Annotated in this window: 14 protein-coding genes and 10 pseudogenes; 14 read left to right on the plus strand and 10 right to left on the minus strand. The window is 66.4% G+C overall.

Features of this window, described 5'->3' with window-relative positions; all coding sequences use genetic code 11:
- Positions 1–27 precede the first annotated feature (27 nt).
- The 3 genes and pseudogenes from T428_RS32815 to T428_RS28195 all read right to left on the minus strand — a co-directional run.
- Positions 28–573, minus strand: a pseudogene (locus tag T428_RS32815) (SDR family oxidoreductase); the annotation flags it as partial.
- 49 nt (positions 574–622) lie between these two features.
- Positions 623–3,382, minus strand: a pseudogene (locus tag T428_RS28190) (helix-turn-helix transcriptional regulator).
- A gap of 59 nt (positions 3,383–3,441) precedes the next feature.
- A complete protein-coding gene (locus T428_RS28195) occupies positions 3,442–4,338 on the minus strand; it encodes a hypothetical protein (protein ID WP_245604917.1) in 897 nt (298 codons plus the stop codon).
- Between the two features lie 138 nt (positions 4,339–4,476).
- Here T428_RS28195 and T428_RS28200 point away from each other — a divergent pair.
- The 9 genes and pseudogenes from T428_RS28200 to T428_RS0114520 all read left to right on the plus strand — a co-directional run bounded on the left by T428_RS28200 (position 4,477) and on the right by T428_RS0114520 (position 14,540).
- Positions 4,477–5,310: pseudogene (locus tag T428_RS28200) on the plus strand (SDR family NAD(P)-dependent oxidoreductase).
- Positions 5,311–5,403: 93 nt separating this feature from the next.
- A complete protein-coding gene (locus T428_RS0114485; RefSeq protein ID WP_025737052.1) occupies positions 5,404–6,069 on the plus strand; it encodes a TetR/AcrR family transcriptional regulator in 666 nt (221 codons plus the stop codon).
- A gap of 11 nt (positions 6,070–6,080) precedes the next feature.
- Positions 6,081–6,275 carry a ferredoxin gene (locus T428_RS0114490; RefSeq protein WP_025737053.1) on the plus strand — a complete coding sequence of 65 codons (195 nt, stop codon included), beginning with the start codon at positions 6,081–6,083 and terminating at the stop codon, positions 6,273–6,275.
- A 1-nt stretch (position 6,276) separates the two neighbouring features.
- Positions 6,277–7,538 (plus strand): annotated as a pseudogene (locus tag T428_RS28205) (cytochrome P450).
- A gap of 175 nt (positions 7,539–7,713) precedes the next feature.
- A complete protein-coding gene (locus T428_RS0114500) occupies positions 7,714–8,778 on the plus strand; it encodes an amidohydrolase family protein (protein WP_025737054.1) in 1,065 nt (354 codons plus the stop codon).
- Positions 8,775–10,027, plus strand: a pseudogene (locus T428_RS28210) (M24 family metallopeptidase). Before T428_RS0114500 ends, T428_RS28210 begins: the two are co-directional and overlap by 4 nt.
- Positions 10,017–11,144, plus strand: coding sequence for a M24 family metallopeptidase (locus T428_RS0114510; protein ID WP_025737055.1), 1,128 nt, complete (start codon positions 10,017–10,019; stop codon positions 11,142–11,144). The pseudogene T428_RS28210 and the gene T428_RS0114510 overlap by 11 nt, the downstream one beginning before the upstream one ends.
- Before the next feature lie 2 nt (positions 11,145–11,146).
- Positions 11,147–12,129 (plus strand): annotated as a pseudogene (locus T428_RS28215) (enoyl-CoA hydratase/isomerase family protein).
- The gene (locus T428_RS0114520; RefSeq protein WP_051465245.1) at positions 12,129–14,540 is read left to right on the plus strand and encodes a CaiB/BaiF CoA-transferase family protein; all 2,412 of its coding nucleotides are present in this window, start codon (positions 12,129–12,131) and stop codon (positions 14,538–14,540) included. The pseudogene T428_RS28215 and the gene T428_RS0114520 overlap by 1 nt, the downstream one beginning before the upstream one ends.
- On the opposite strand, the gene T428_RS35460 is transcribed toward T428_RS0114520, so the two are convergent.
- Together T428_RS35460 and T428_RS35465 are read right to left on the minus strand one after the other, a co-directional pair.
- A complete protein-coding gene (locus T428_RS35460; protein ID WP_281173866.1) occupies positions 14,537–15,082 on the minus strand; it encodes an SDR family NAD(P)-dependent oxidoreductase in 546 nt (181 codons plus the stop codon). The two genes, T428_RS0114520 and T428_RS35460, sit on opposite strands and share 4 nt — an antisense overlap.
- Entirely contained in the window at positions 14,976–15,383 is a 408-nt protein-coding gene (locus tag T428_RS35465; protein WP_281173867.1) for an SDR family NAD(P)-dependent oxidoreductase, read from the minus strand. The genes T428_RS35460 and T428_RS35465 overlap by 107 nt, the downstream gene beginning before the upstream one ends.
- An 86-nt stretch (positions 15,384–15,469) precedes the next feature.
- Between T428_RS35465 and T428_RS0114530 the strand changes: the two genes are divergently transcribed.
- Together T428_RS0114530 and T428_RS0114535 are read left to right on the plus strand one after the other, a co-directional pair.
- Positions 15,470–15,955, plus strand: coding sequence for a MarR family winged helix-turn-helix transcriptional regulator (locus T428_RS0114530; protein ID WP_025737057.1), 486 nt, complete (start codon positions 15,470–15,472; stop codon positions 15,953–15,955).
- A 9-nt stretch (positions 15,956–15,964) separates the two neighbouring features.
- Entirely contained in the window at positions 15,965–16,381 is a 417-nt protein-coding gene (locus T428_RS0114535) for a DUF5313 domain-containing protein (RefSeq protein WP_025737058.1), read from the plus strand.
- Between the two features lie 3 nt (positions 16,382–16,384).
- On the opposite strand, the gene T428_RS0114540 is transcribed toward T428_RS0114535, so the two are convergent.
- Together T428_RS0114540 and T428_RS0114545 are read right to left on the minus strand one after the other, a co-directional pair.
- Entirely contained in the window at positions 16,385–17,224 is an 840-nt protein-coding gene (locus T428_RS0114540; RefSeq protein WP_025737059.1) for a mycofactocin-coupled SDR family oxidoreductase, read from the minus strand.
- 254 nt (positions 17,225–17,478) lie between these two features.
- Positions 17,479–18,129 carry a TetR/AcrR family transcriptional regulator gene (locus T428_RS0114545; RefSeq protein ID WP_025737060.1) on the minus strand — a complete coding sequence of 217 codons (651 nt, stop codon included), beginning with the start codon at positions 18,127–18,129 and terminating at the stop codon, positions 17,479–17,481.
- 239 nt (positions 18,130–18,368) lie between these two features.
- Here T428_RS0114545 and T428_RS28225 point away from each other — a divergent pair.
- Positions 18,369–19,163, plus strand: a pseudogene (locus tag T428_RS28225) (acyl-CoA dehydrogenase family protein); the annotation flags it as partial.
- Here the strand turns inward: T428_RS28225 and T428_RS34645 are convergent.
- The 3 genes and pseudogenes from T428_RS34645 to T428_RS0114565 form a co-directional block, all read right to left on the minus strand.
- Positions 19,131–19,418 (minus strand): hypothetical protein, encoded by a 288-nt coding sequence (locus tag T428_RS34645; protein ID WP_025737061.1) that lies wholly within the window; start codon positions 19,416–19,418, stop codon positions 19,131–19,133. The pseudogene T428_RS28225 and the gene T428_RS34645 sit on opposite strands and share 33 nt — an antisense overlap.
- A gap of 46 nt (positions 19,419–19,464) precedes the next feature.
- Positions 19,465–20,253, minus strand: a complete 789-nt coding sequence (locus tag T428_RS0114560) for an acyl-CoA dehydrogenase family protein (RefSeq protein ID WP_036468071.1) — start codon at positions 20,251–20,253, stop codon at positions 19,465–19,467.
- Between the two features lie 23 nt (positions 20,254–20,276).
- A pseudogene (locus T428_RS0114565) lies at positions 20,277–20,411 on the minus strand (acyl-CoA dehydrogenase family protein); the annotation flags it as partial.
- On the opposite strand from T428_RS0114565, the pseudogene T428_RS32820 reads away from it, so the two are divergent.
- Together T428_RS32820 and T428_RS28230 are read left to right on the plus strand one after the other, a co-directional pair.
- Positions 20,407–20,514, plus strand: a pseudogene (locus T428_RS32820) (DUF1330 domain-containing protein); the annotation flags it as partial. The pseudogenes T428_RS0114565 and T428_RS32820 overlap by 5 nt on opposite strands.
- A 1-nt stretch (position 20,515) precedes the next feature.
- Positions 20,516–21,681, plus strand: a pseudogene (locus T428_RS28230) (MCE family protein); the annotation flags it as partial.
- Positions 21,682–21,729: the final 48 nt, after the last annotated feature.

The following is a 21,729-nucleotide window of genomic DNA, read 5'->3' on the forward strand; positions in this document are numbered from 1 at the left end:
CGGGTCCCCGACCGCCGCGCGGGTGACGGCCGTGGCCACATCCGCGGCCGCGATGGGCTGGAACGCCCCGTGCGGCGCGCGAACCGTGTCGCCATCGGCCATTGAATCGGCAATGCCCGCAACGAATTCGAAGAACTGAGTGGCGCGTACGATCGTGTACGGAGTTGCCGATTCCGCGATGAGCTTCTCCTGAGCGATCTTGGTGCGCATGTAGCAACTGGCGGCGACGCGGTCGGCTCCCACGATCGACAGGGCGACGTGGTGCTGCACTCCGGCGGCACGCTCGGCCTCGAGGAGGTTACGGGTCGAGGTGGTGAAGAATTCCAGCACCTCGTCGTCGCCCCAGGACGGCGCATTGGTTACGTCCACCACGGTGTGGACACCGGCGACCGCCCCGAGGCCTTCGCCCGTGATGGTGTTGACCCCCGAGCTGGGTGAGGCCGCGACGGCCTCGTGTCCGAGCTCGGTGAGCTGCGCGACAACCTGCGATCCGATGAGCCCACTGCCGCCGACGACCAGAACCTTCATGATCATGCCTTTCGAGTTTCCCGAAACCACTGGTCTGTTCAGCATGGCCCTCGGCGGGTAGGTCGGAACCCTGGAAAGTCCGTAGTCGTCTCGACTAAGGGGCCAGGTCGCAACCCCGCAACTGTCTTCGTGAGCGGATCCCGAGCTTGGCGAACACCTTGCGCAGGTGCCATTCGACGGTGTGAGTGCTGATGAACAACTGCGCTGCGATCTCGGGGTTGGTCAGGCCGTCACCGGCCAACCGCGCGATCTGCGCCTCTTGGGGCGTCAACTCATGACCCGGCGCGGCCGAGCGCTTGCTGACCTTCTGGCCGGTGACCAGCAGCTCGCGCCGAGCGCGCGGCAAACGCATCGGCACCCATTCGCCCGAACATCTCGTGGGCGGTCTGCAACTGCGCGCGCGCATCGATGCGGCGGTTACACCGGCGCAGCCACTCCCCGTAGACTAGGTGAGCCCGCGCCAGTTGCACCGCAATACGGGTATGCTGCAATCTGTCGATCGCCTCTTGGTAGTGCGCTTCGGCGCTCTGGTCGTCGGCCAGCAGCGCCCGCGACCACGCTAAAACTCCTGCAGCCCAATCTGTTTCGGTGACCAGGGCACGCTCTTCGAGCTGGCGCAGCGCCGCTCGCCCACCGTCGGGTGCGCCGCCTCTGGCGGCGGCTTCGACGAGTTCGATCAGGCAGAAACCAAACACGCCGAGATCCTCGTGTTCGCAACATCGCCGGGCCGCGGCCAACGCTTCGTCGTAGCGGCCCAGGCCGTTGTAGAGCAAGGCTTTGGTGTAGTTGGCCAGACCGACGATGCGCCCTTCGCCTCTGGACACGGCGCCTTCCGTCGCGGCATCGATGAATTTCAGTGCGTCCGCTTCGGCGCCACGCTAGGCGGCGAGCAGCAACGTCTGGTACTTCAACGGGGCATAGCCGGTGGCGGCGGCGATCGCGCCGGCCTCCTCGACCAGTGCCGTGGCCGACGCGAGTTCACCGGCCTGCACATGCACGCCGGTGCGGTAGACCAGGGCATGCGGCAGCACCGCCAGCGCGCCGGCGTCGCGGGCCAATCGCACCGCGTCGGTAGCCAGGTGATGCCAAAGGTCGTCGTCCCACACCTCGTGGGTCGCCGATTCCTGCACGAGCGGGAAGGCCAACCAGAACCACCGCATCACGTCGTCGTCGCCGCGCGCGGCCGCGGCGCGGACCAGGTGCAGCGCTTCACGCAGCGTCGGCACTTTCGCGGCGTGGCCCGCGGTGATCCAGCTGGCGATGCCGTCCAGCAGCAGATCGACCGGGCGGGTGGGTTGCGGTCCCGTCGACGCCGCGCGGGCAGCCCGCGCCGTCGTCTGGAGGCCGCCGGTCGGGCATAGTCGGCCGCCGAACAGCGCTGCTCCCAACGCTTCCAGATAGGTCTCGCGGGCCAGCGCGTCGTCCAGTGTCTCCAGCCCGCGGGCGGCATCGAGCAGGCCGGCGGCGGCATCGGAGACGGTGGGCGCGTCCGAGGCGCCCGAGCGGCTGCGAGCGAAGGTGATCTGGGCGCGCAACCGCACGGCGCGGGCCCGCTGCAGCTGATCCAGCGTCGCCGACTCGGCGATGGCCAGCAGCTCGTCGGCGGCGTCGAACGCGGCCACGTCGCGTTTGGCCTGCGCCGCGGCCAGCGCACGGGTTCCGCGGCGCGCCGGGTCGGCGGTCAACTGCGTGGCCCGCTCCAAGAATGCCGCCGCCGCGGCCACGCCCCCTCTGGCCTGCGCATGTCGGCCGAGCGTTCGAGTGCGGCGGCGACCTCCTCGTCGGGACCGGGCGCGGCGATCGTCAGGTGCCATGCGCGCCGGTCCGGGTCGGTGTCGGAATCGGTGGCCTCGGCCAGCGCCTGATACACCCGGCGTCGTTCCATCAGGTCCGCTGAGCGGTATGCCGCCGACCGCACCAGCGGGTGGCGGAACCGCACCCGGGTCCCGACGTCGATCAGACCCACCGCCTCGGCTCGCGCCACCGCGTCCGGCGGCAGCCCCAACCGATGGGCCGCGCGGGTAAGTAATGCGGCGTCGCCGACCGGTTCTGCCGCGGCGGTGAGCAACAGCTGCTGGGTCTGATCCGGCAGCGACCGGATGCGGCGAAGAAACGTCTGTTCGAGCTGCCCGGCCAGCGGTCGCACGTCGGGCCGTTCGAAGCCGCCCGCCAGTTCCGCGGCCGTCAGCCCCCGGGGGAGTTCGACCAGGGCCAGCGGGTTCCCCCGCGTTTCGGCGACGATGCGGTCGCGCACCTGGTCGTCCAGCCCGCCCAGGATGACCGAATCCAACAGTGCGCGCGCATCGGCCGGATTAAGCCCGCGGACCGTCAGTTCCGGCAGCCCGGCGAACTCGTCCTCGAACCCGTCGCGCATCACGAAAATCAGCGCGACGGGCTCGGCGATCAGGCGGCGCGCGACGAAGGCCAACGTCTGAGCCGAGATGCGATCGACCCACTGGGTGTCGTCGACGAGCAAGAGCAGCGGCCGGCTCTCGGCGGCCGCGGCGATGAGGTTCAGCACCGCCAATCCGACCAGGAATCGATCCGGCGCCGGTCCGTGCCTGCGGCCGAAGGCGATGTCCAGTGCCTCCCGTTGCGGCTCGGGCAAGCGGTCGATGTGGTCGAGCAGGGGAGCGCAAAGTTGTTGCAAGCCAGCGAATGCGAGCTCCATCTCCGACTCGACATCGGCCACGCGCGCGGCGCGGAAGCCCGCTGCACGCTCGGCGACGAAATCAAGCAGCGCGGTCTTGCCGATGCCGGCTTCGCCGCGCAGCACCAGCACCTGGCTGCGGCCCGAGCGGGCCGCGGACGTCAACTGTTCGAGGGTGCCGCATTCCGCGCGCCGCCCCCGCAGGGACAGCGCCCGATGATTGGTCACGCACGCCGCCGGATCAGAAGGATTCACGTCTGACCCTACTGGGGCGCTTGTCGATACGCCGTCAGCGTCGGCGGGGACCCTCGTCGGTGCTGGCGACCGAATAGCCAGGCCGCGGTGGAGATGATCGTCGGGACGAGCAGCGACAGCGCCAAGACGAACACCACGAACGCGGCGTTGGGAGTGGTCAGCCAGCCGACCGGAAAGCGCGCCAGGCTGACAGCGAGCCAGGACGCGGCGACGGCCAGAAACAGCGTCCCCACGGTGGCGACCTTGATCGACCGCAGCGCTAACTGGGTCGGCTCGGCGGTGTTGGCCAGCGAGCGGTTGAGATTTTTCGTGCGGCTGTAGACGACCACGAAGTCGAGCACGATGACCAGCGCGCTGAACGTCACGATCGCCCCCGTCTGCCACAGCGCGGGCCGATGGCCGAGCACGAAATGCAGGTAGTCGATGTTCGTCTCCCTCATGATCAAGGTCGTCGCCATCGCGGCCCCGAAGGTCAGCCACCCGCCGAGATCGGCCAGGAAGCAATAGGCGCGGATGTCGGCGGGATCGTCCTTGGGCACCTTGTTCACCACGTGGCTGGCCAGCATCCAGCCCAGCCCGGCGAACAGCCCGGTGGTGCCCGCCGCCAGCATGCCGGTCGCCAGGTCGCCCTGGGTCCAGGCGATCGCGCAGATGCCCTGGCGGTCCCCGCTGTCGGGCGGATGTGTGCCGCTGATGAGGCTGAACAGAAAGCTGTCCAGCATCAGGATCAGCACCGCCGCCGCGAACAGCGCCAAGGTGTGCACGCCCTCGCGGGTGCTGCGGTCGAACAGCAAAGCGATTGCGGTGATCAGGAATCCGCCGAGGACACCGGCGAGTTGTGAGGTCGACGGCGCCGACGCGATCATGCTCCATTGATCGGACGTGCAGAAGGTATCGGGATTCATCGACGCCGCCCAGTCATGCGCCAAACTTTAACCAGCACGGGGGCCGACGACGTCGAAAGTTTGCTGTTGGCAGGGCAAGGACCCCAGGCTTAAATCAACTGCTTGACTTAAAGCGTCGCGCGCCGATTAACTCTCGGTGTGGTTAACGAATTGGATGGCAAGGTCGCCATCGTCACCGGCGGAGCGTCGGGTATCGGCCGCGGCATCGTGGAACGGTTTTTGGCCGAGGGTGCCCGGGTCGTCATCGCCGACGTCGAGACCGAAATGGGCGAACACCTGGCCGCCACACTGGGCGACGACGCGCAGTTTCACCAGACCGACGTCTCCGATCCCGAATAGGTGACGGCACTGGTCGCGACCACCGTCGAGAAATTCGGTGGCCTGCACGTCATGGTCAACAATGCCGCGGTGTCCAGCCCGTTGCGCCGATTGCTCGACGACGACCTGGGCGACTTCCACCGGATCATGGGGGTCAACGTGCTGGGCGTGATGGCCGGAACCCGAGACGCCGCCCGCCACATGGCCGAAAGCGGTGGCGGCTCGATCATCAACCTCACCGCCATCGGCGGGATCCAGGCCGGCGGCGGGGTGATGATCTACCGGGCATCGAAAGCGGCGGTCATCCAGTTCACCAAGTCCGCGGCAATCGAGTTGGCGCGCTACGAGATTCGGGTCAACGCGATCGCCCCGGGCAGCATCCCCACCCCGATCCTGGGCAAGTCGGCCGCCGGGATGGACCCGGAGTAGCTGGCGGCGTTCGAGGCGCGGATTCGGCAGGGGATGCGCGACGACCGGCCGCTCAAGCCCGAGGGCACGACCGACGACGTTGCCCAGGCGGCGCTGTATTTCGCCGGGGACCGCTCGCTGTATTTCGCCGGGGACCGCTCGCTGTATGTCACCGGAACCGTGCTGCCGGTGGACGGCGGGACATCGGCCGGCAAGATGATGCCGCCCAAGAAGCGCGAGAGATGACATCCCGGCTCGAGCGCACCGGCGTGGCGCAGGCCCGCATGCATTTAAATCAAGCGCTTGACTTAAAGCGGCCCATCGAGGTTGACTGAGCCAATGACCACGGCAGGCAGGGCCGTTCGCACCGAACGGGCCAGCTCCACCCAGGAGGTGATCCTGGTGGCGGCCGAGCGGCTCTATGCCGAGCACGGCATGTTCGCGGTATCGAACAGGCAAGTCAGCGAGGCCGCGGGACAGGGCAACAACGCCGCGGTGGGCTACCACTTCGGCACCAAGGCCGACCTGGTGCGCGCCATCGAGGAGAAGCACCGCGGACCCGTCGAGCAGCTGCGCGAGCGGATGGTCGCCGACCTCCTGGCGTCGGGCGAGTCGGGCGAATTACGCGCCTGGGTGGCGTGCCTGGTGCGCCCCCTCACCGATCACCTCGAGGAGCTCGGCAACCCGACCTGGTACGCGCGCTTCGCCGCGCAGGCCATGACCGATCCGGCCTACTACAACATCGTCGTCAAAGGCGCGCTCAGCTCGCCGTCGCTGGTCGAAGTGGTCGACGGCGTCAACCGCTGCCTGCCGAACCTTCCGGCCGATGTCCACTTCGAACGCAACATCATGGCCCGAAACCTGTTGATGCACACCTGCGCCGACCGCGAACGTACGCTCGCTGCGGGTGCTGCGCTGGCCCAGCCCTCCTGGCGCGCAGCCGCATTCGGTCTCATCGACGCGATCGTGGGCCTGTGGCTGGCGCCGGTCACTCCCTACGAATGAAGAGCAAGCTCATGAAAGTGACTGTCGACCAGAACATTTGCGCATCGTCGGGCAACTGCGTGATGAACGCACCCGAAGTGTTCGATCAGCGGGACGAAGACGGTGTCGTCATCCTGCTCAACGAGCACCCGTCCGCCGAGCAGAGCGACGGCGCCCGGCAGGCGGCCGCTGCGTGCCCGGCCCAGGCAATCCACATCGAGGACTGACATGTCAGACGCACTGACGAGTGTTTCGGCCGACGCCGAGATTCCCGACTACCCGATGGCCCGCAACCAGGGCTGCCCGTTCGCTCCGCCCCCGGACGTGATGGCCCTGGCCGAAGAGCGGCCGCTGTCGCGGGTCCGGATCTGGGATGGCAGCACCCCGTGGCTCATCACCGGTTACGAGCAGGTGCGCGAACTGTTCGCCGACTCCCGGGTCAGCGTCGACGACCGGGTGCTCGGCTTCCCGCACTGGAACGAAGGCATGCTGTCGACCGTGCACAAGCGGCCCCGGTCGGTGTTCACCTCCGACGGCGAGGAGCACACCCGGTATCGGCGGATGTTGTCCAAGCCGTTCACCTTCCGGCGGGTGGAAGGGTTGCGACCGACGATCCAGCAGATCACCGACGACCACATCGACACCATGCTGGCCGGCCCGCATCCCGCGGATATCGTTGCCGCCATTGCGCTTCCGGTGCCGTCGCTGGTGATCAGTCAGATGCTCGGCGTGCCCTACGAGGACGCCGAGATGTTCCAGGAGCACGCCTCGATGGGGCGGGCGCCGTATGCCACCGGCGCCGACACCGCCAAGGGCGCGATGAGCCTGCACAAGTACCTGGCCCAGCTGGTCGAAACTACCTGGCCCAGCTGGTCGAAACCAAAATGGAGATCCCCGCTGAGGACGCGATCTCCGATCTGGCTGAACGCATCAAGGCCGGCGAGCTCAGCGTCAAAGAGGCAGCGCAGCTGGGCACCGGATTGCTGATCGCCGGGCACGAGACGACGGCGAACATGATCGGCCTCGGAGTGCTTGCGCTGCTTGAGAATCCGGATCAGTTGGCCGTGATCCGCGACGCCGAAGACCCGAAGGTCCTGGCCAGTGCGGTGGAGGAACTGCTGCGCTACTTGAGCATCATCCAGAATGGTCAGCGCCGCGTCGCCGTCGACGACATCCAGATCGCCGGCGAGACGATCCGCGCCGGCGAAGGCATCATCATCGACCTGGCTCCGGCGAACTGGGATGCCAAGGTCTTCCCCGAGCCCGACCGGCTCTACGTGCACCGCGCCGGGGCCGACCGCAACGTCGCCTTCGGTTACGGCCGCCATCAGTGCGTGGGTCAGCAACTCGCGCGGGCGGAACTGCAGATCGTGTTCCAGACGCTCTTCCGGCGCATCCCGACCATGAAACTGGCCGTGCCGTTGGCCGAGATCCCGTTCAAACACGACCGGCTGGCCTACGGCGTCTACGAACTCCAGGTTATCTGGTAAACGAAATCCATTGAGCAGCAGCCCAGATGATCACGTTTTTGCAGATCCGATTGGAGGGTCAATAATGTCAACGACGACAACCACCGCCTCGCTCTACCCGCCCGGAGGATACGGTGCTCCCAAGGATCGGCGCGGCCACGCCGTGGGCAGCGACGTGGGTCTGCCCGAGGGGACCGTGGTCTTCTCGGCCGACAACCACATTTCGCTGGCCGACGACATCTTCTTCGACCGCTTCCCGGATGACCTGAAGGACAAGGCGCCCCGGATCTGGTACGAGGACGGCGCCTACCAAGTGGGACGCAAGGGACAGTCGTTCCTGCCGGGCGACTTCAGCGCCGTGCTGATGCAGTACGACGACCTGCCCGGCGCAGCGAGCACCAACATCGAGGCTCGGATCGAGGAGCTGCGTCAAGACGGTGTCGAGAAGGAGCTGGCTTTCCCCAACGCTATCTTGGCGCTGTTCCACTACCCGGACAAGAAGCTTCGCGAACTGGCGTTCCGGATCTACAACGAGTACATCGCCGAGCTCCAAGAGCGCTCCAACGGCCACTTCTACGGCGCGGGCCTGATCAACTGGTGGGAACCCGAAGGTGCCAAGCGGACGCTGGCCGAACTGAAGTCGTTGGGCCTCAAGACTTTCCTGCTGCCGCTGAACCCGGGCAAGGACGACGACGGTAACGTGATCGACTACGGCAGCACCGCGATGAAGCCGGTCTGGGAGGAGAGCGAGGCCGCCAGCCTGCCGGTGACCCACCACATCGGCGAGACCCCGCCGAAAACCCCCTGCGAGTTCAACAGCGTGGTGGTCGGCATGATGATCAACGTCGACGGCTTCCGCGAACAGTTCGCCAAGTACCTGTTCACCGGGATTCTCGACGACCATCCCGGCCTGCGCATCGGCTGGTTCGAAGGTGGGATCGCCTGGGTGCCTTGGGCTTTGCAGGATGCCGAGCACCTGGTCGCGTCCTACCAGCACATGTTCAACCGACAGCCGCAGCACGATGTGCGCTACTACTGGGACACCCACATGAGCGCGTCGTTCATGGTCGACCCGCTGGGCCTGCAGCTGATCGACCAGATCGCCGTGGACAAGGTGATGTGGTCCAGCGACTGCCCGCACAACGAAAGCACCTACGGGTATTCCGAAAAATCGCTGAAATCCGTTGTGGACGCGGTCGGTCCGGCCAACGCGAAGAAGATCGTCAGCGACAACATCACGAAGTTCTTGGGTCTACAGTGACGATATTCACCCAACTGGACACCAGCACCGGCAACGGACTGGTGATTCCCGAAACACCCGACCTGAATCGGCTCCGTCGCGAGACCGGGGCCCGGCTGCGCTCGGCGATGGCCGAACGCGGCGTCGACGCGATGATCCTGCTGGGCAACAACGCCGTGGTCTACGCCACCGGCGCCAGCTGGCCACTCGGTGATGCCGGACTGTCCTATGTCGAGCGCCTGGTCGCCGTGGTGGTCGCCGACGACGAGTGGCCCCACCTGTTCCTGCCGTTCCGGGAGGGCGCCTCGCACGAGACCGGCCTGCCAGACGACCACTTGCACGGGCCGGTCTACCTCGAATCCGAGGAAGGCGTAGCCAATTTCGCGCGCGCGATTGCCGGCCTGATTCCGCCCGGAGCGGTGATCGCGGTCGACGAGTGCACGGGCGCGATGTCGCGCGCGGCGAACCTGTTGTTCCCCAACGGCGCTCCGGTCGACGCCGCCGCGATCGTCAGCGCGGCGAAGTCGGTGAAGACACCGGACGAACTGTCGTGCATGCGCACCGCGATCCGGATCACCGACGAAGCCATGGTCGAAGTCCAGAAGCGGCTGGCTCCGGGGATCCGTCAGATCGATTTGTCGGCAAGCTTTTTGCGGCGTGCCTTCGAGCTCGGGGCCACGGCCAGCATGCTGGAACCGATCTGGCAGGTGATGCCGCCGAGCAAGGCCGAGGGCGTGTGGACCACGCACGGCGACCTGGCGCTGCCGCTACTGAGCACCGAGCGCGAGCTGGGCGAAGGCGACGTGCTGTGGACCGACGTCAGCATCACCTACCAGGGCTACTGCTCCGATTTCGGGCGCACCTGGCTCGTCGGCCGGGATCCGTCGCCGCGTCAGCAGGCGCAGTTCGACAAATGGTTCCAGATCATGACCGCGGTGCTCGGAGTCGCCAAGGCCGGCGCCACCGCCGCGGATCTGGGGCGGGCCGCGACCAAGGCCAACGGGGGCAGCAAGCCATGGCTGCCGCACTTCTACCTGGACCACGGCATCGGCGTCAACGCGCCGAAATGCCGATGATCGGAACCGATCTCGGTCAGAAGTTCGACGAGCACTTCGTCCTAAGGGAGGGGATGGTGCTGGTCTTGGAGCCCGTGGTGTGGGAAGACGGCACCGGCGGCTATCGCAGCGAAGAAGTCCTCGTGATCACCGAGGAAGGCTGGATTCGTTTGACCAACTACCCCTATGACCCCTATGGCTCTCATGTCGGTTGAAGTTTGCCCTGACGAGCGCACCCTGCGCTTGGGGCGTCGCCGGCGGGCGCTGGAGCAGATGGCCGCCCACGATCTCGATGTGCTGGTCCTGGGCCGGCAAGCCAACGTTCGTTACGTAACCGGTGCGCCGCAACTGTGGATAGCCGGCACCCGTCCGATCGGCCCGAGCTGCGTGCTGGTGCGCGAGGCCGGTGCGGTGCACCTCCTGAGCACGTGGGACGAGGGCGTCCCCGAGGACATCCCGCACGAGAACCTGTACGGCATCTCGTGGAACCCGATGAACACGATGTCGGTACTGCAGCGCATCGACGGGGCGGCGACCGCTCGCCGCGTCGGAACTGACGCCCTCTCACCGGTTTTCGCGCAACTGCTGCCCACCGCATTTCCGAACGCCCAGCTGGTCGACGGAGAGCTGGCGATGCGGGCCGCGCGCCGGATCAAAACGGCCGAGGAGATCGCCGCGCTGCGCCGGTCCGTCGCCGTGGCCGAGTCGGCGCTGGCGGCCGCGGTCTCGGAATTGCGGTCCGGGGTCGGTGAGCAAACGTTGGCCGGCGCCTTGCTGGAGGCCTCGGCGGCCGGCGGGGTGAGCACGCAGTCGAATCAAGATGTCGCATGGGTGACGTCGCGCCGGCACCCGTGGCGGCGGGCCGATGGCGATGGTCGTATCCAGGACGGCGACCTGGTGGCATTCTCCGCCGGAGTCCTGGCCGGTGGCTATGTCGGCGAGGTCGGACGGACCTGGCCGGCCGATCGAAAGCATGCACCCGATGGTGCCGCCGCGCTATACGGACGCTGGGAAGGCTTGTGGGGCAGGCTAATTGCGGCCTGTCGTCCCGGTGCGGGCGCGGGCGAACTGCTGGCCGCCTATCACGCCGCCGGTGAGCCCGAGCCGCCGATGCCGGTGGCCCGCGGCCTGGGCATGGGATTCGACCCGCCCGTCGTCTCCAAGCACCTGCCGTCGACCGCGGCCGAGGAACGTCTGGAGCCGGGGATGGTGCTCGCCGTGACCGGCTATGTGTGGGAAGAAGGAGTCGGCGCGGTATTCGGGCGGGAAGCGGTCTTGATCACCGCCGACGGTCCCGAAGTGCTCACCGCCAGCCCGTCCTGGCAGCCCTAGGCATGCCTGACCCCGCGGAACCGGCAGCCGAAGAGATCATCCGGTACACCAAAGACGCCAAGACGCGGATCGCCACGATCACGTTCGACCGGCCGGACTATCTCAATGCGCCGACCATCGCGGCGCGGCTGCGCTACGCGGACTTGTTGCACCAAGCCGGCATTGACGACGACGTCAAGGTCTTGGTGGTGCGCGGCGCCGGCGACGACCTCGGCTCGGGTGCGGATCTGACCGAGGTCATGCGGGTCCGCGATGCCCCGGATCAGGGTCCACGACTGGCCGAATATCGGGTCAGCCCCGACGACGTCAGGTATCCGCCACCGGGTTCGTTTCGCAACGGCGCCACTCTCGGGCAGTGGTATGCCAACCCGAACTCCGGCATTCGCGGCCTGCAGGACTTCAAGAAGATCAGCATCCTCGAGGCGAAGGGCTACTGCTACGGCTGGCACTTCTATCAGGCGGCCGACGCCAACTTGGTCATCGCCAGCGACGACGCGCTGTTCGGGCATCCGTCGTTTCGGTATTACGGCTGGGGACCGCGCATGTGGTGGTGGGCGCAGACGATGGGGATCCGCAAGTTCCAGGAAATGGTCTTCACCGGAAGGGCTTTCACCGCAGCCGAGATGTACGACTGCAACTTCCTCAACAGCGTGGTGCCCCGGGAGGAGCTCGAGGCCGAGGTGGAGAAGTATGCGCTGGCGTGCGCCCGCAACCGCCCCACCGACACGGTGTTCATGCAGAAGGTCTTCTTCGAGATCATGAAACAATTCCAGGGCGAGTACCTGGGCAGCATGCTCAGCGGTGTCTTCGAATCGATGGGGGCAGCGTTCGCCCGGACGGTGGCGACGAGCTGATGCTTGATGAGGCCATGAGACAGGGCCTGGGTGACGCGGTCAAGGACAACGACGCCAAGTTCCCCGCCGACTGGGCCTTGAGCAAGGTCGCGCGCAAGAAGGCACGCAAAAAAGCGAAGCGACCAAAGTAGTGGCGCACATCGAGTCGCCGCTGGCCGGTTACACGGTCATCGATCTGTCCACGGGCATCGCCGGCGCCTACTGCACCAAGCTGCTGGCCGACGGCGGCGCCGACGTCATCAAAGTCGAAGCACCAGAAGGCGATCCGCTGCGCTCGTGGTTGGCCTCGGGGGCGGTCGTCGGAGCCGACGGTGACGGCGCCTTGTTCAGCTTCCTGGCCGCGGCCAAACACAGTGTGGTCGCCGATCCGGTCGCGGATGCCGAACTGGTGAACCGGCTCCTGGCGTCGGCGGACGCGGTGGTCTGGTCGACCGGGTCGAAAGTCGCCGAGCACCAGGACTTTACGCCGCACGCCATTCACCGCCGCCACCCACATCTCACCGTCACCGCGATCACGCCGTTCGGGCTGGAAGGCCCCTGGCGAGACCGCGCCGCCACCGAGTTCACGCTGCAGGCCTGGTCGGGCGGAATCGTCGGTCTCGGGTGCGGCGAGCAGGAGCGCCTACCGGTGTTCGTCGGCGGACAGGTCGGCGAGTACTTGGCCGGAGCCTATGCAAGCGCGGCCACCCGGACGTCGCGGCACCGCCGGATCGACGGCGGGCCAGGCGAACTGCTGGATCTGTCGATGCTCGAAACCCAGATCCTGTGCCTCACGTACTACCCGGTCACCTACTTCGAGCTGCTAGGCCGTCCGTGGCGAGACACCTGGCGGCCCACCATCTCGGGAGTGGCGCAGGCGAAAGACGGCCTGGTGGACCTCGGGTGCGGCACGGCGCAACAGTGGTTCGACTTGTGCGCGATGGTGGGTCACCCGGAGTGGCTCGACGAGGAGTCGCCGCTGTCGATCACCGAACTGGCCAACGTCTACGCCGACGAGATCTTCGCCTGGCTGGCCGCCACCGAAGTCGACGAAATCCGGGAACTGGCGTCGGCATTCCGCATCCCCAACGCACCGGTCGGCAACGGCGTGAACGTCACCTCGTTCGACCAGTTCGTGCAGCGCGGGTCGTTCGTGCGCAACCCACACGGCTTCCTACAACCGAGCCACCCGTATCGGATGCGGCCGGCGCAGTTGCGTCAGCCGCAACCGGCGCCGCGACTGGGCGAGCACACCGAGCACTACCGCAGTGCGCGGCTGTCGCAGCGACCGTTGCCGACCGGGGTGGCAAAACCGTTGCCGTTCAACGGGCTTCGAGTGTTGGACATGACGACGTTTTGGGCGGGTCCCTGCGGCATCCATTTTTTGGCCCTGCTCGGCGCGGAGGTCATCCACCTCGAATCCACCCGTCGCCCGGATGGCACCCGGCTGATCGCCGGCCTACCGATAACCGAGGACCAATGGTGGGAGAAGTCGCCGATCTTCGAGGCGCTGAACACCAACAAGAAGGGCCTGACGCTCGACCTGCAGAGTGGGCGTGGCCGAGAGTTGTTGCGGGAGCTGATCGCAACGTGCGACGTGGTGGTGGAGAACTTCACACCGCTAGTGCTGGACCAGATCGGGCTGGATTTCGCTGCTGTGCAGTCGATTCGGCCGGACGTGGTGATGGTCCGGATGCCCGGCTTCGGCCTCGACGGGCCGTGGCGCGACAACCCGGCGTTCGCCTACGTGATCGAGGCCGCATCCGGCGTCAGTTGGCTCACCGGATATCCGGACCGCACGCCGTACGACCCATATTCGATCGGTGACCCCAATGCGGGGGTGCACGCGCTCAACGCGATACTGCTGGCGCTCGAGCATCGCCGCCGCACCGGCGAAGGCGTGTTCGTCGAAGCGGCGATGGTCGACGCGGCGCTGAGCATTGCCGCCGAGCAGGTAATCGAGTACTCGGCCTACGGGGCACTGCTGGAGCGCGCCGGCAACCGGGGACCGACGGCGGCGCCCCAGAACCTCTACCGCAGCAACGACATCGACGAATTCGGCCGGCTCGACAGCTGGGTAGCCATCGCCGTGGCGACCGACGAGCAGTGGAAAAACCTTTGCCGGGCAATGGGATCACCCTCCTGGGCAACCGATCCCACACTATCGACCGAAGCCGGCCGGCGTGCGCACCAGGATTTGATCGACGAGCAGCTGGCTGCCTGGTGCGAGCACCACACCCGCGACGACATCGTCACGACGCTCTGGGACGCCGGCGTATCGGTGGCCAAGGTCCTGCAACCGCACCGGCAGACCGAGCTGGAGCAGCTGGTGTTTCGCGGCTTCTTCGAAGAAGTGGACCATCCGGTGAACGGGCGGGCCAGGCTCAGCAGCGTCCCGATAAGGTTCTCCAGCGGGCCGAAGCTGTTTCACGCGAATCCCGCACCCACGCTGGGACAGCACAATCACGAGTTGCTGGCCGAGCTGGGCCTGACGCCGGCGGAGATCGCGGACCTGGAAGCTGGCGGCGTCATCGGCGTGACACCGGCGATGCGGTCGGGCTAGTGCGTCCACCCTTCGGCGGCCTGGTCTTCGAAGGTGTGGTCGATCCGTTCGAACCCGCGCTTGACCGAGGCCCGGGCCGCTCCGTGCGGCAGGCTGTACAACCGGTTGGCCAGAATCGCATCGGCGGTCAACCGTGCCACCGCGTCGACCGTCACGCCTTGATCCTGCGTCGGCGGTAGCGGCCGGAAGCCCTCCGTCAGATCGGGCGTCGACGCAAGCCCGTAGTCGGCGCCGCGGATGCGCTCGGAGTTGGCGACCAGCTTGGTTTCGATGACCATCGGGCAGAGCACCGAAACGCCGATGCCGTGGTCCTTGACCTCGCGGGCCAGCGTTTCGGCCAGCCCGACAACGCCATACTTGGCAACGCCGTACGCCTCGAGGCCGGCGTTAGGCACCAGTCCCGCGAACGACGCGGTGAACGCGACGTGGCCGCCCTTACCCTCCCTGCTCGACGAACTTGGGCACGAACGCCTCGACGGCGTGGATCGACCCCATAGGTCGATGTCGATCACCCACCGCCAGTCCTCGTGCGTCATGGTCACCAGCGGGCCCGCGACCACGATGCCGGCGTTGCTGAAGATGACGTCGACCTGGCCGAGCAGGCGGAAGGAAGGACTCGTCGGCGAGGTTCGTCATTTGCTCGAGGTGCCGCACATCGCATTCCACGCCGTGCGCCTCGACTCCCTCGCTCTTGAGGTGTGCCACGGCGTGTTCCGGCGCGGCCTTGTCGACGTCGGCCAGCACGATGCGGGCGCCGCGGCGGGCGAACTCGGTCGCGGTGGCCAAGCCGATCCCGCTGGCGCCGCCGGTGACGACCGCCCCGCGTCCCTCGAATCCGTCCATGGAATCCGAGCGTATTACCCGGCTATGCCCGCGGTGTGAGAGGACTCATATAGATAGGGCACTAACTATTACCTAGGATCGAAAATGTGGCCACGCTGACCGCCCGCGAGATCGATCCACTCGCCCTCGAACATCAGGTGTGCTTCGCGCTGGCGACCACCAATCGCGCGGTGTTGGCGGTATACCGACCGCTGTTGGAGCCGTTGGGCCTGACCCATCCGCAGTACCTGGTGATGCTGGCGCTGTGGGATCATCGCAAGGCGGCGCACGAATCGCCGCTGTCGGTAAAGCAGATCGCCGCCGCCTTGCAGATGGAGTCGGCCACGCTGTCGCCGATGCTCAAACGGTTGGAGGGACTGGGCTTGATCACCCGCGCCAAGAACGCCACCGACGAGCGCGCCACCGACATCACGCTCACCGAGCGCGGAATCGCTTTGCGTGAGCGGGCACTTGAGATTCCGGCCGCCGTCGTCGCGCGCCTCGGTGTCGAGCTGTCCGAACTCGAGAACCTGCACCAGGTCCTGACCCGAATCAACGCGGCCGCCGTGGCGGCGGGCGCATTGCAACGCTGAGGAGCCACCATGACCGCCGCGAAACCCAATCTCTGGCAACGCATTGGCTATGCCTACGGCCGACGCCTGCCCGACTCGATGCGCAGCTGGGTCGCGCACGACCTCGCCGGCGAGGGAGCGATCCGCCGGCACATGATCAGATGGGCGATACCGCCCCTGTTTGTGCTCGCCCCGTTCTGGCTACTGCCCGCATCGCTCTACGTGCACACCGAGATGACCGTGCCGCTCTACGCGTGGGCGTTGGTGATTAACGTTGCGCTGAACAAGGTTTGGCGCCGGCACCGCTTGGCCGTCCACGGGTTGGACCCGAACCTGGTCGACGTGATCAATCGCCAGAAACAGGCTCGGATGCACGAGGACTACGCTCGCCGTTACGGGCCGCGGCCCGCCGAGGCCGAATGGCAGTCCAACAGCAGCCCGTTCTAGCGGCTACTTCAGGCAGCTGCCACCGTCGACGGGCAGCGTGACGCCGGTGATGTAGCGCGCCTCGTCCGACGCCAGGAACAGCACCGCGTTGGCGATGTCCTCGGGCTCCACCCAGCCGATCGGCAGGGTGTGCATCAGCTGTCCGACGACCTTCATGTCGTCGGGGCCCGGGTTCTCCAGAGCGGGACGGAACAGCTTCATCGTGCCCTCGTTCATGAACAACGGGGTGTTGACGTTGGTCGGATGCACGGAGTTGACGCGGATGTTCTGGGCGCCGAGCTCGACGGCGAAGGTGCGCATCAAGCCGACCACGCCGTGCTTGGCGGCGACGTAGTGACCGGTGTGCGGGTAGGCCTTGAGGCCGCCGACCGAGCTCGTCAGGATGATCGAGCCGCCGTTGCCGCCCGCAAGAATATGCGGCACACCGGCTTTCACAATCTTCCACACCCCGGCCAGGTTGATGTCGATCATCGCGGTCCAGTCGGTTTCGCTGGTCTTGTCCAGCGTCTGGCCGCCGTTACCGATGCCCGCGTTGGCGACGATGCTGTCAAGCTTGCCGAGCTGCTCGACGCCGGTGTCCACCGCGGACTTGAGCGCGTCGTAGTCCCGGACATCGACCTCGGCGGTGTAGATCCGACGGTTTTGCGCCTTCACCAGGTCCGCGGTCTCGGCCAGATCCTCCGGCGTGGAGGCCGCGATCAGGTCCACGGTGTCGATCTTCTCGCAGATGTCGACCGCGATGATGTCGGCGCCTTCCTGGGCCAACCGCACCGCATGGGCACGGCCCTGACCGCGCGCCGCCCCGGTGATGAAAGCGACCTTGCCTTCAACACGTCCGGTCATCACTACCTCAATTCGTCGATCGACGTCTCAGCGGCTGACTGTCACGGATTGTCGATGGCCCCTCGCAGGAACCGCTGCGCCTCGTTCCCCGGGGGGCGAGGAGGGTGCCGCCACTGACTCTGTCATCGCCCGGCAACGAGTGTCAACGGCGAATCCGTTTTGGCTATCTGCAATTCTGGATTTTAGAATACGATTCTCACCGCAAATCACGTGCGCTATTTGCTCAGGTCAGGCGGGGTGCCGCGACGGCAGTGTTAGGCGACGAATCCGGCTGAGCAGAAGTCCCACACCTCGTCAGCGGTGATGGGGTGAATCGTCGCGTCGTCGGAACCTCCGCTGGACTGCGCGATGAACATGACCGTCTGCATCGTCATCGCGGCAATGCGGTGGGGATTGAGCCTGTCGCGCAACTTGCCTGCGTCGGCGGCTGCTTCCATGAGCTCGGTCAGCAACGCCAGCAGTGGCGCATGGGCGACCTTGACCTCGGCTGGGTGCGTCACCAGCAGCCGGGGGGCAAAGTCGGTGAACAGCGGGCGCTTGGCGGTGGGGTCCGGTCGCGAGGCCTCGTACAACAGTTCAACGGCGACCTTGAGCCGCTCCAGCGGGTCGGAATGGCTTTCGGTGGCGGCGCGGATCTGGTCGGCCGACCGGCTCAGCGCGTCCTCGAACAACGCCAACAGCAGCTCGTGCTTGCCGTCGAACTGCAGGTAGAAGCTCCGCAGCGATTGCCGCGAGCGGTCCACGACCTCCTGGACGGTAAAGTCCGTGCTGCCCTTTTCGATGATGATGGCCTGCGCCGCGTCGAGGAAGCGCTGAACACGCTGCGCCGCACGCAGTTTCGCAGTCTTGATGGATCGCTCGACGGCGCGCTGCTTCCAGGCCGGCTCTTCGCTTGGATTGGTCACGGAAGGTTCGGACGATTGCCGCGAGGGGAGAACATGGTTGGACTCTACCGGAGAACGCCGTGACATCGCTGCGCTCGACCCCCTCACGGAGCATGTGTCGGCGATTGTAACTTTCTTACCACGAGAATACTATTCTCGTCCACGTGTGTATAGCAGTGGAATCGCAAGAGCGAACCGCACCATCGGTGGAAACCCGGTCTACCGACGGCCTATCCGCTAGCAAATCCTAGGGGAGTGCTGTGCAGCTGACCTTTGACAGCGACGTCGAGGAGTTCCGCGCGGAATTCGCGGCCTTCCTAGACGCCAATCCTCTCGACCCGGCCCTGACGCGCGAACGGCCGCAATCGAGTTCGGACATCCCGCAGTGGGCCCGTCGCTGGCAACGGCTGTTGTTCGACAACGGCTGTTGTTAGACAACGGCTGTTGTTCGACAACGGCTGGCTGCTGCCCGGGAACCCGCCGGAGTTCGGCGGTCGCAACGTCACGCTGCTGCAGCAATACGTGTATCTCGAGGAGTTGTCGCGGCGGCGGATCTATCAAAGCTTCAATCCGCAGGGCGTGGGCATCATCGCGGCGTCGTTGTTGTCGTTCGGCACACCGGAGCAAAAGCAGCGTTGGGCGGTGCCGATTCTGCGTGCGGAGATAACCGCGTCGCTGGGGATGAGCGAGCCCGGTACGGGCTCCGATCTCGCCTCCCTGAAGACGCGCGCGGTGCTAAACGGCGACCATTTCGTCGTCAACGGGCAGAAGGTGTGGACATCGGGTGCCCATCACCCCGACGTGTTGCTGACGTTCGTGCGCACCGATCCCGCTGCACCAAAACACAAGGGCATCAGCGCTTACTGATTCCGACGGACACCCCCGGCGTAATATGCCGTCCGTTCGCCTCGATGGGTGACATCGAGGACGTCGACTTCAACGAGGTCTTTTTCACCGACGCTCGGGTGCCGGTGGAGAACTTGGTGGGCGAGCTCAACGCGGGCTGGCGCGTCGCGACCGGTTCACTCGGACACGAACGCGCGATGCTGTGGCTGGTCCAGCCAGGCGTAGTAGCCGATGGCGATGAGCCCGGCCACGATCGCGACCGCCCCCAACACCATGCCGGCCGTCGCGGCGCGGGGGTTGATGGCCTCGCCGTGGCCGGCTCGCCGCCGCGCGATATCGCCGGTGATCAGCGCCGCGGTACCCAACGGCACCCCGATTAGCAACCAGCAGGTGACCAGTGCCAACCCGCCCAGGACCACCGCGACCACGCCGGCCTGATTTCGGGGCTCCACGGGGTAGCGCATGTGCGCGAATACTAGGCAATGCGCATACCCGCACCACCCGCGGGCGCTAGAGCTGCACCAGCCGTGGTGCAGATCCCTTGGCCCGCAGCGTCATTCCGGCCTGTGAGGTCAGTTCCCGGGCGCTGCCGAGCAGATTGTCCAGTAGCAGCGACCGTTTGAAGTGGTGGTGCAGCTGGTGTTCGGCGGTGAAGCCGATACCACCGAGCACCTGCTGGCAGTGCCGGGCCGTGGTCACCGTCGCCTGACCGGCCGACGACCTGGCCAGCAAGCTGGCCAGGTCGTCGGGGTCGTCGGTTGCCGTGGTCGCGGCGTCTAGGGTCGCCTCGGCGCCCTCGATCGCGACGAGCGTCTCGGCCAGTCGGTGCCGGATCGCCTGAAACGAGCTGATGTGGCGGCCGAACTGGACACGATCTAGGGCGTGCTGGCGCGAAAGTGCCAGCATCGCGCGGCTGGCGCCGACCAGCCACCAGCCCAGGGCCCGACGCCCTGCGGCAAGCCCGGCTTGGGCAGCCGAATCGCCTTCTGCGACAGTATGTATCGGCAACTCGTTGTCGATCGCCGAACCCGGAATGTCCTCGCGCTTCCACACCACCCAGGAGCCTCCCGCGAACGGGAGCGCGGTGACACCGCCCGGCGCCCGTCCGGCCGCGCGCAGCACCACGTCGTTGAGCACCGGCGCATGCGCACCCGCTTCGCCGAGCAGCCCGAACACCAAAGGGATTGCGATGTGGGGTATTTCGTCGAGCATGTCGCGCCAGCCGAGGTCGGTCAACGCCGCATCGAGCTTTGCACCGGACGCGGCCGTCATCGCGGTGCGCAGCGAGTCGGCAAGCATCTGCACTGCCTCGGGGTCCACGATCACTCCTTCCCGAGGTCGAGCAGCCGACGGGCGATGATGTTGCGCTGAATCTCGGCGGTCCCGCCGTAGATGGTCGACGCTCGTGAGTAGAGGTAGTCCGAACGCCACGGCGTGTCGTCGAGTTCGAGGGTGCCAAAGGGGCCGAAAGGATACGTCATTCTCACCAAGGCCATCAAGGACCCGGAGGGCATGAAGGCGTACGGCAAGGCCGCCGGTTCGGCGATGGCCGGTGCCACCGCCCATTCCGGCAGACGCGAAGGCCGTAATCGTCGCTCCGAACCTGGTGGCCGCCCGCTACGTTCAGCTTTCACCGGCCTATCGCGACCGGGGGCCCGTCATGCGCGATGGCGCCGTCATACCGGTCGAACGGACCGCGGTGCCGGTCGAGTGGGATGAGGTCAAGACCCAGTTGATGCGACTGGCAACGGATTTGGGACCCAAGAGTGGCGGTCGGGCACATCCGTAGGCCGTTTCATCGACAGCGCCGCCAATGCTCTGGAGGGTAACGGCGACAAGCTGCGGCAGACACTCGGGCAATTGTCAGGAGTGGCCTGGATCCTGGCCAACAGCAGCGGCAACATCGTCGACATCATCAAGAACCTGCAGACCTTCGTCGGAGCGCTGCGGGACAGCAACGTTCAGATCGTGCAGTTCAACAACCGCCTGGCAACGCTCACCAGCGTGGTCAACGACAGTAAATCCGACCTGGACGCGGCGCTGACAGATTTGTCGACGGCGGTCGGCGAGGTGCAGCGATTCATCGCCGGCAGTCGCAACCAAACCAGCGAACAGATCGCCAGGCTGGCCGATGTCACCCAGAATCTGGTCGATCACCACATGGCGCTCGAAAACATTTTGCATGGCGCGCCGAATGCGCTCGGCAACTTCTTCAATGACTACAACGCCGACACCGGAACCATCGTGGGAGGTTTCGGACTGATGAACTTCGCGAATCCCACGTGGGGCGGCCAACTGCTGCTGTCGTTGCCGGGCTGCAGCAAAATCGGCGCCATCGAGAACGTCACCGCAGTCGAATCGGGCAAGCTGTGCTCCCTGTTCATCGGTCCGGGATTGCGACTGCTCAACTTCAACAACTCGCCACTGCCCATCAACTTCATTCTGCAGAAGTCCATCGACCCGTCGAAGATCCTCTACACCGAACCGCGCCTGGCGCCCGGCGGCGAGGGTCCGAAACCCGGACCGCCCGAGATCCCGCCTGAGGTATCGGCGTATACCGGCCTGCCGGGTGATCCCGTGGGACCGCCGGGGGCGGTACCACCGGCGCGGATACCGGGCGCGGCAATGCCACTGCCGCCGCCACCGTCGACACCGATGCCACCCCCACCGCCGCCGGCGGCGAGTGTGTCGGACATGTTGCTCCCAGGCGAAGGGCCACAACAGTGATCGGCTCGGTTGCGTTTCGGCGGGTGTGCGCCTTCGGCTGCAGCGTGG

Source organism: Mycobacterium genavense ATCC 51234, from assembly GCF_000526915.1.
Classification (GTDB): domain Bacteria; phylum Actinomycetota; class Actinomycetes; order Mycobacteriales; family Mycobacteriaceae; genus Mycobacterium; species Mycobacterium genavense.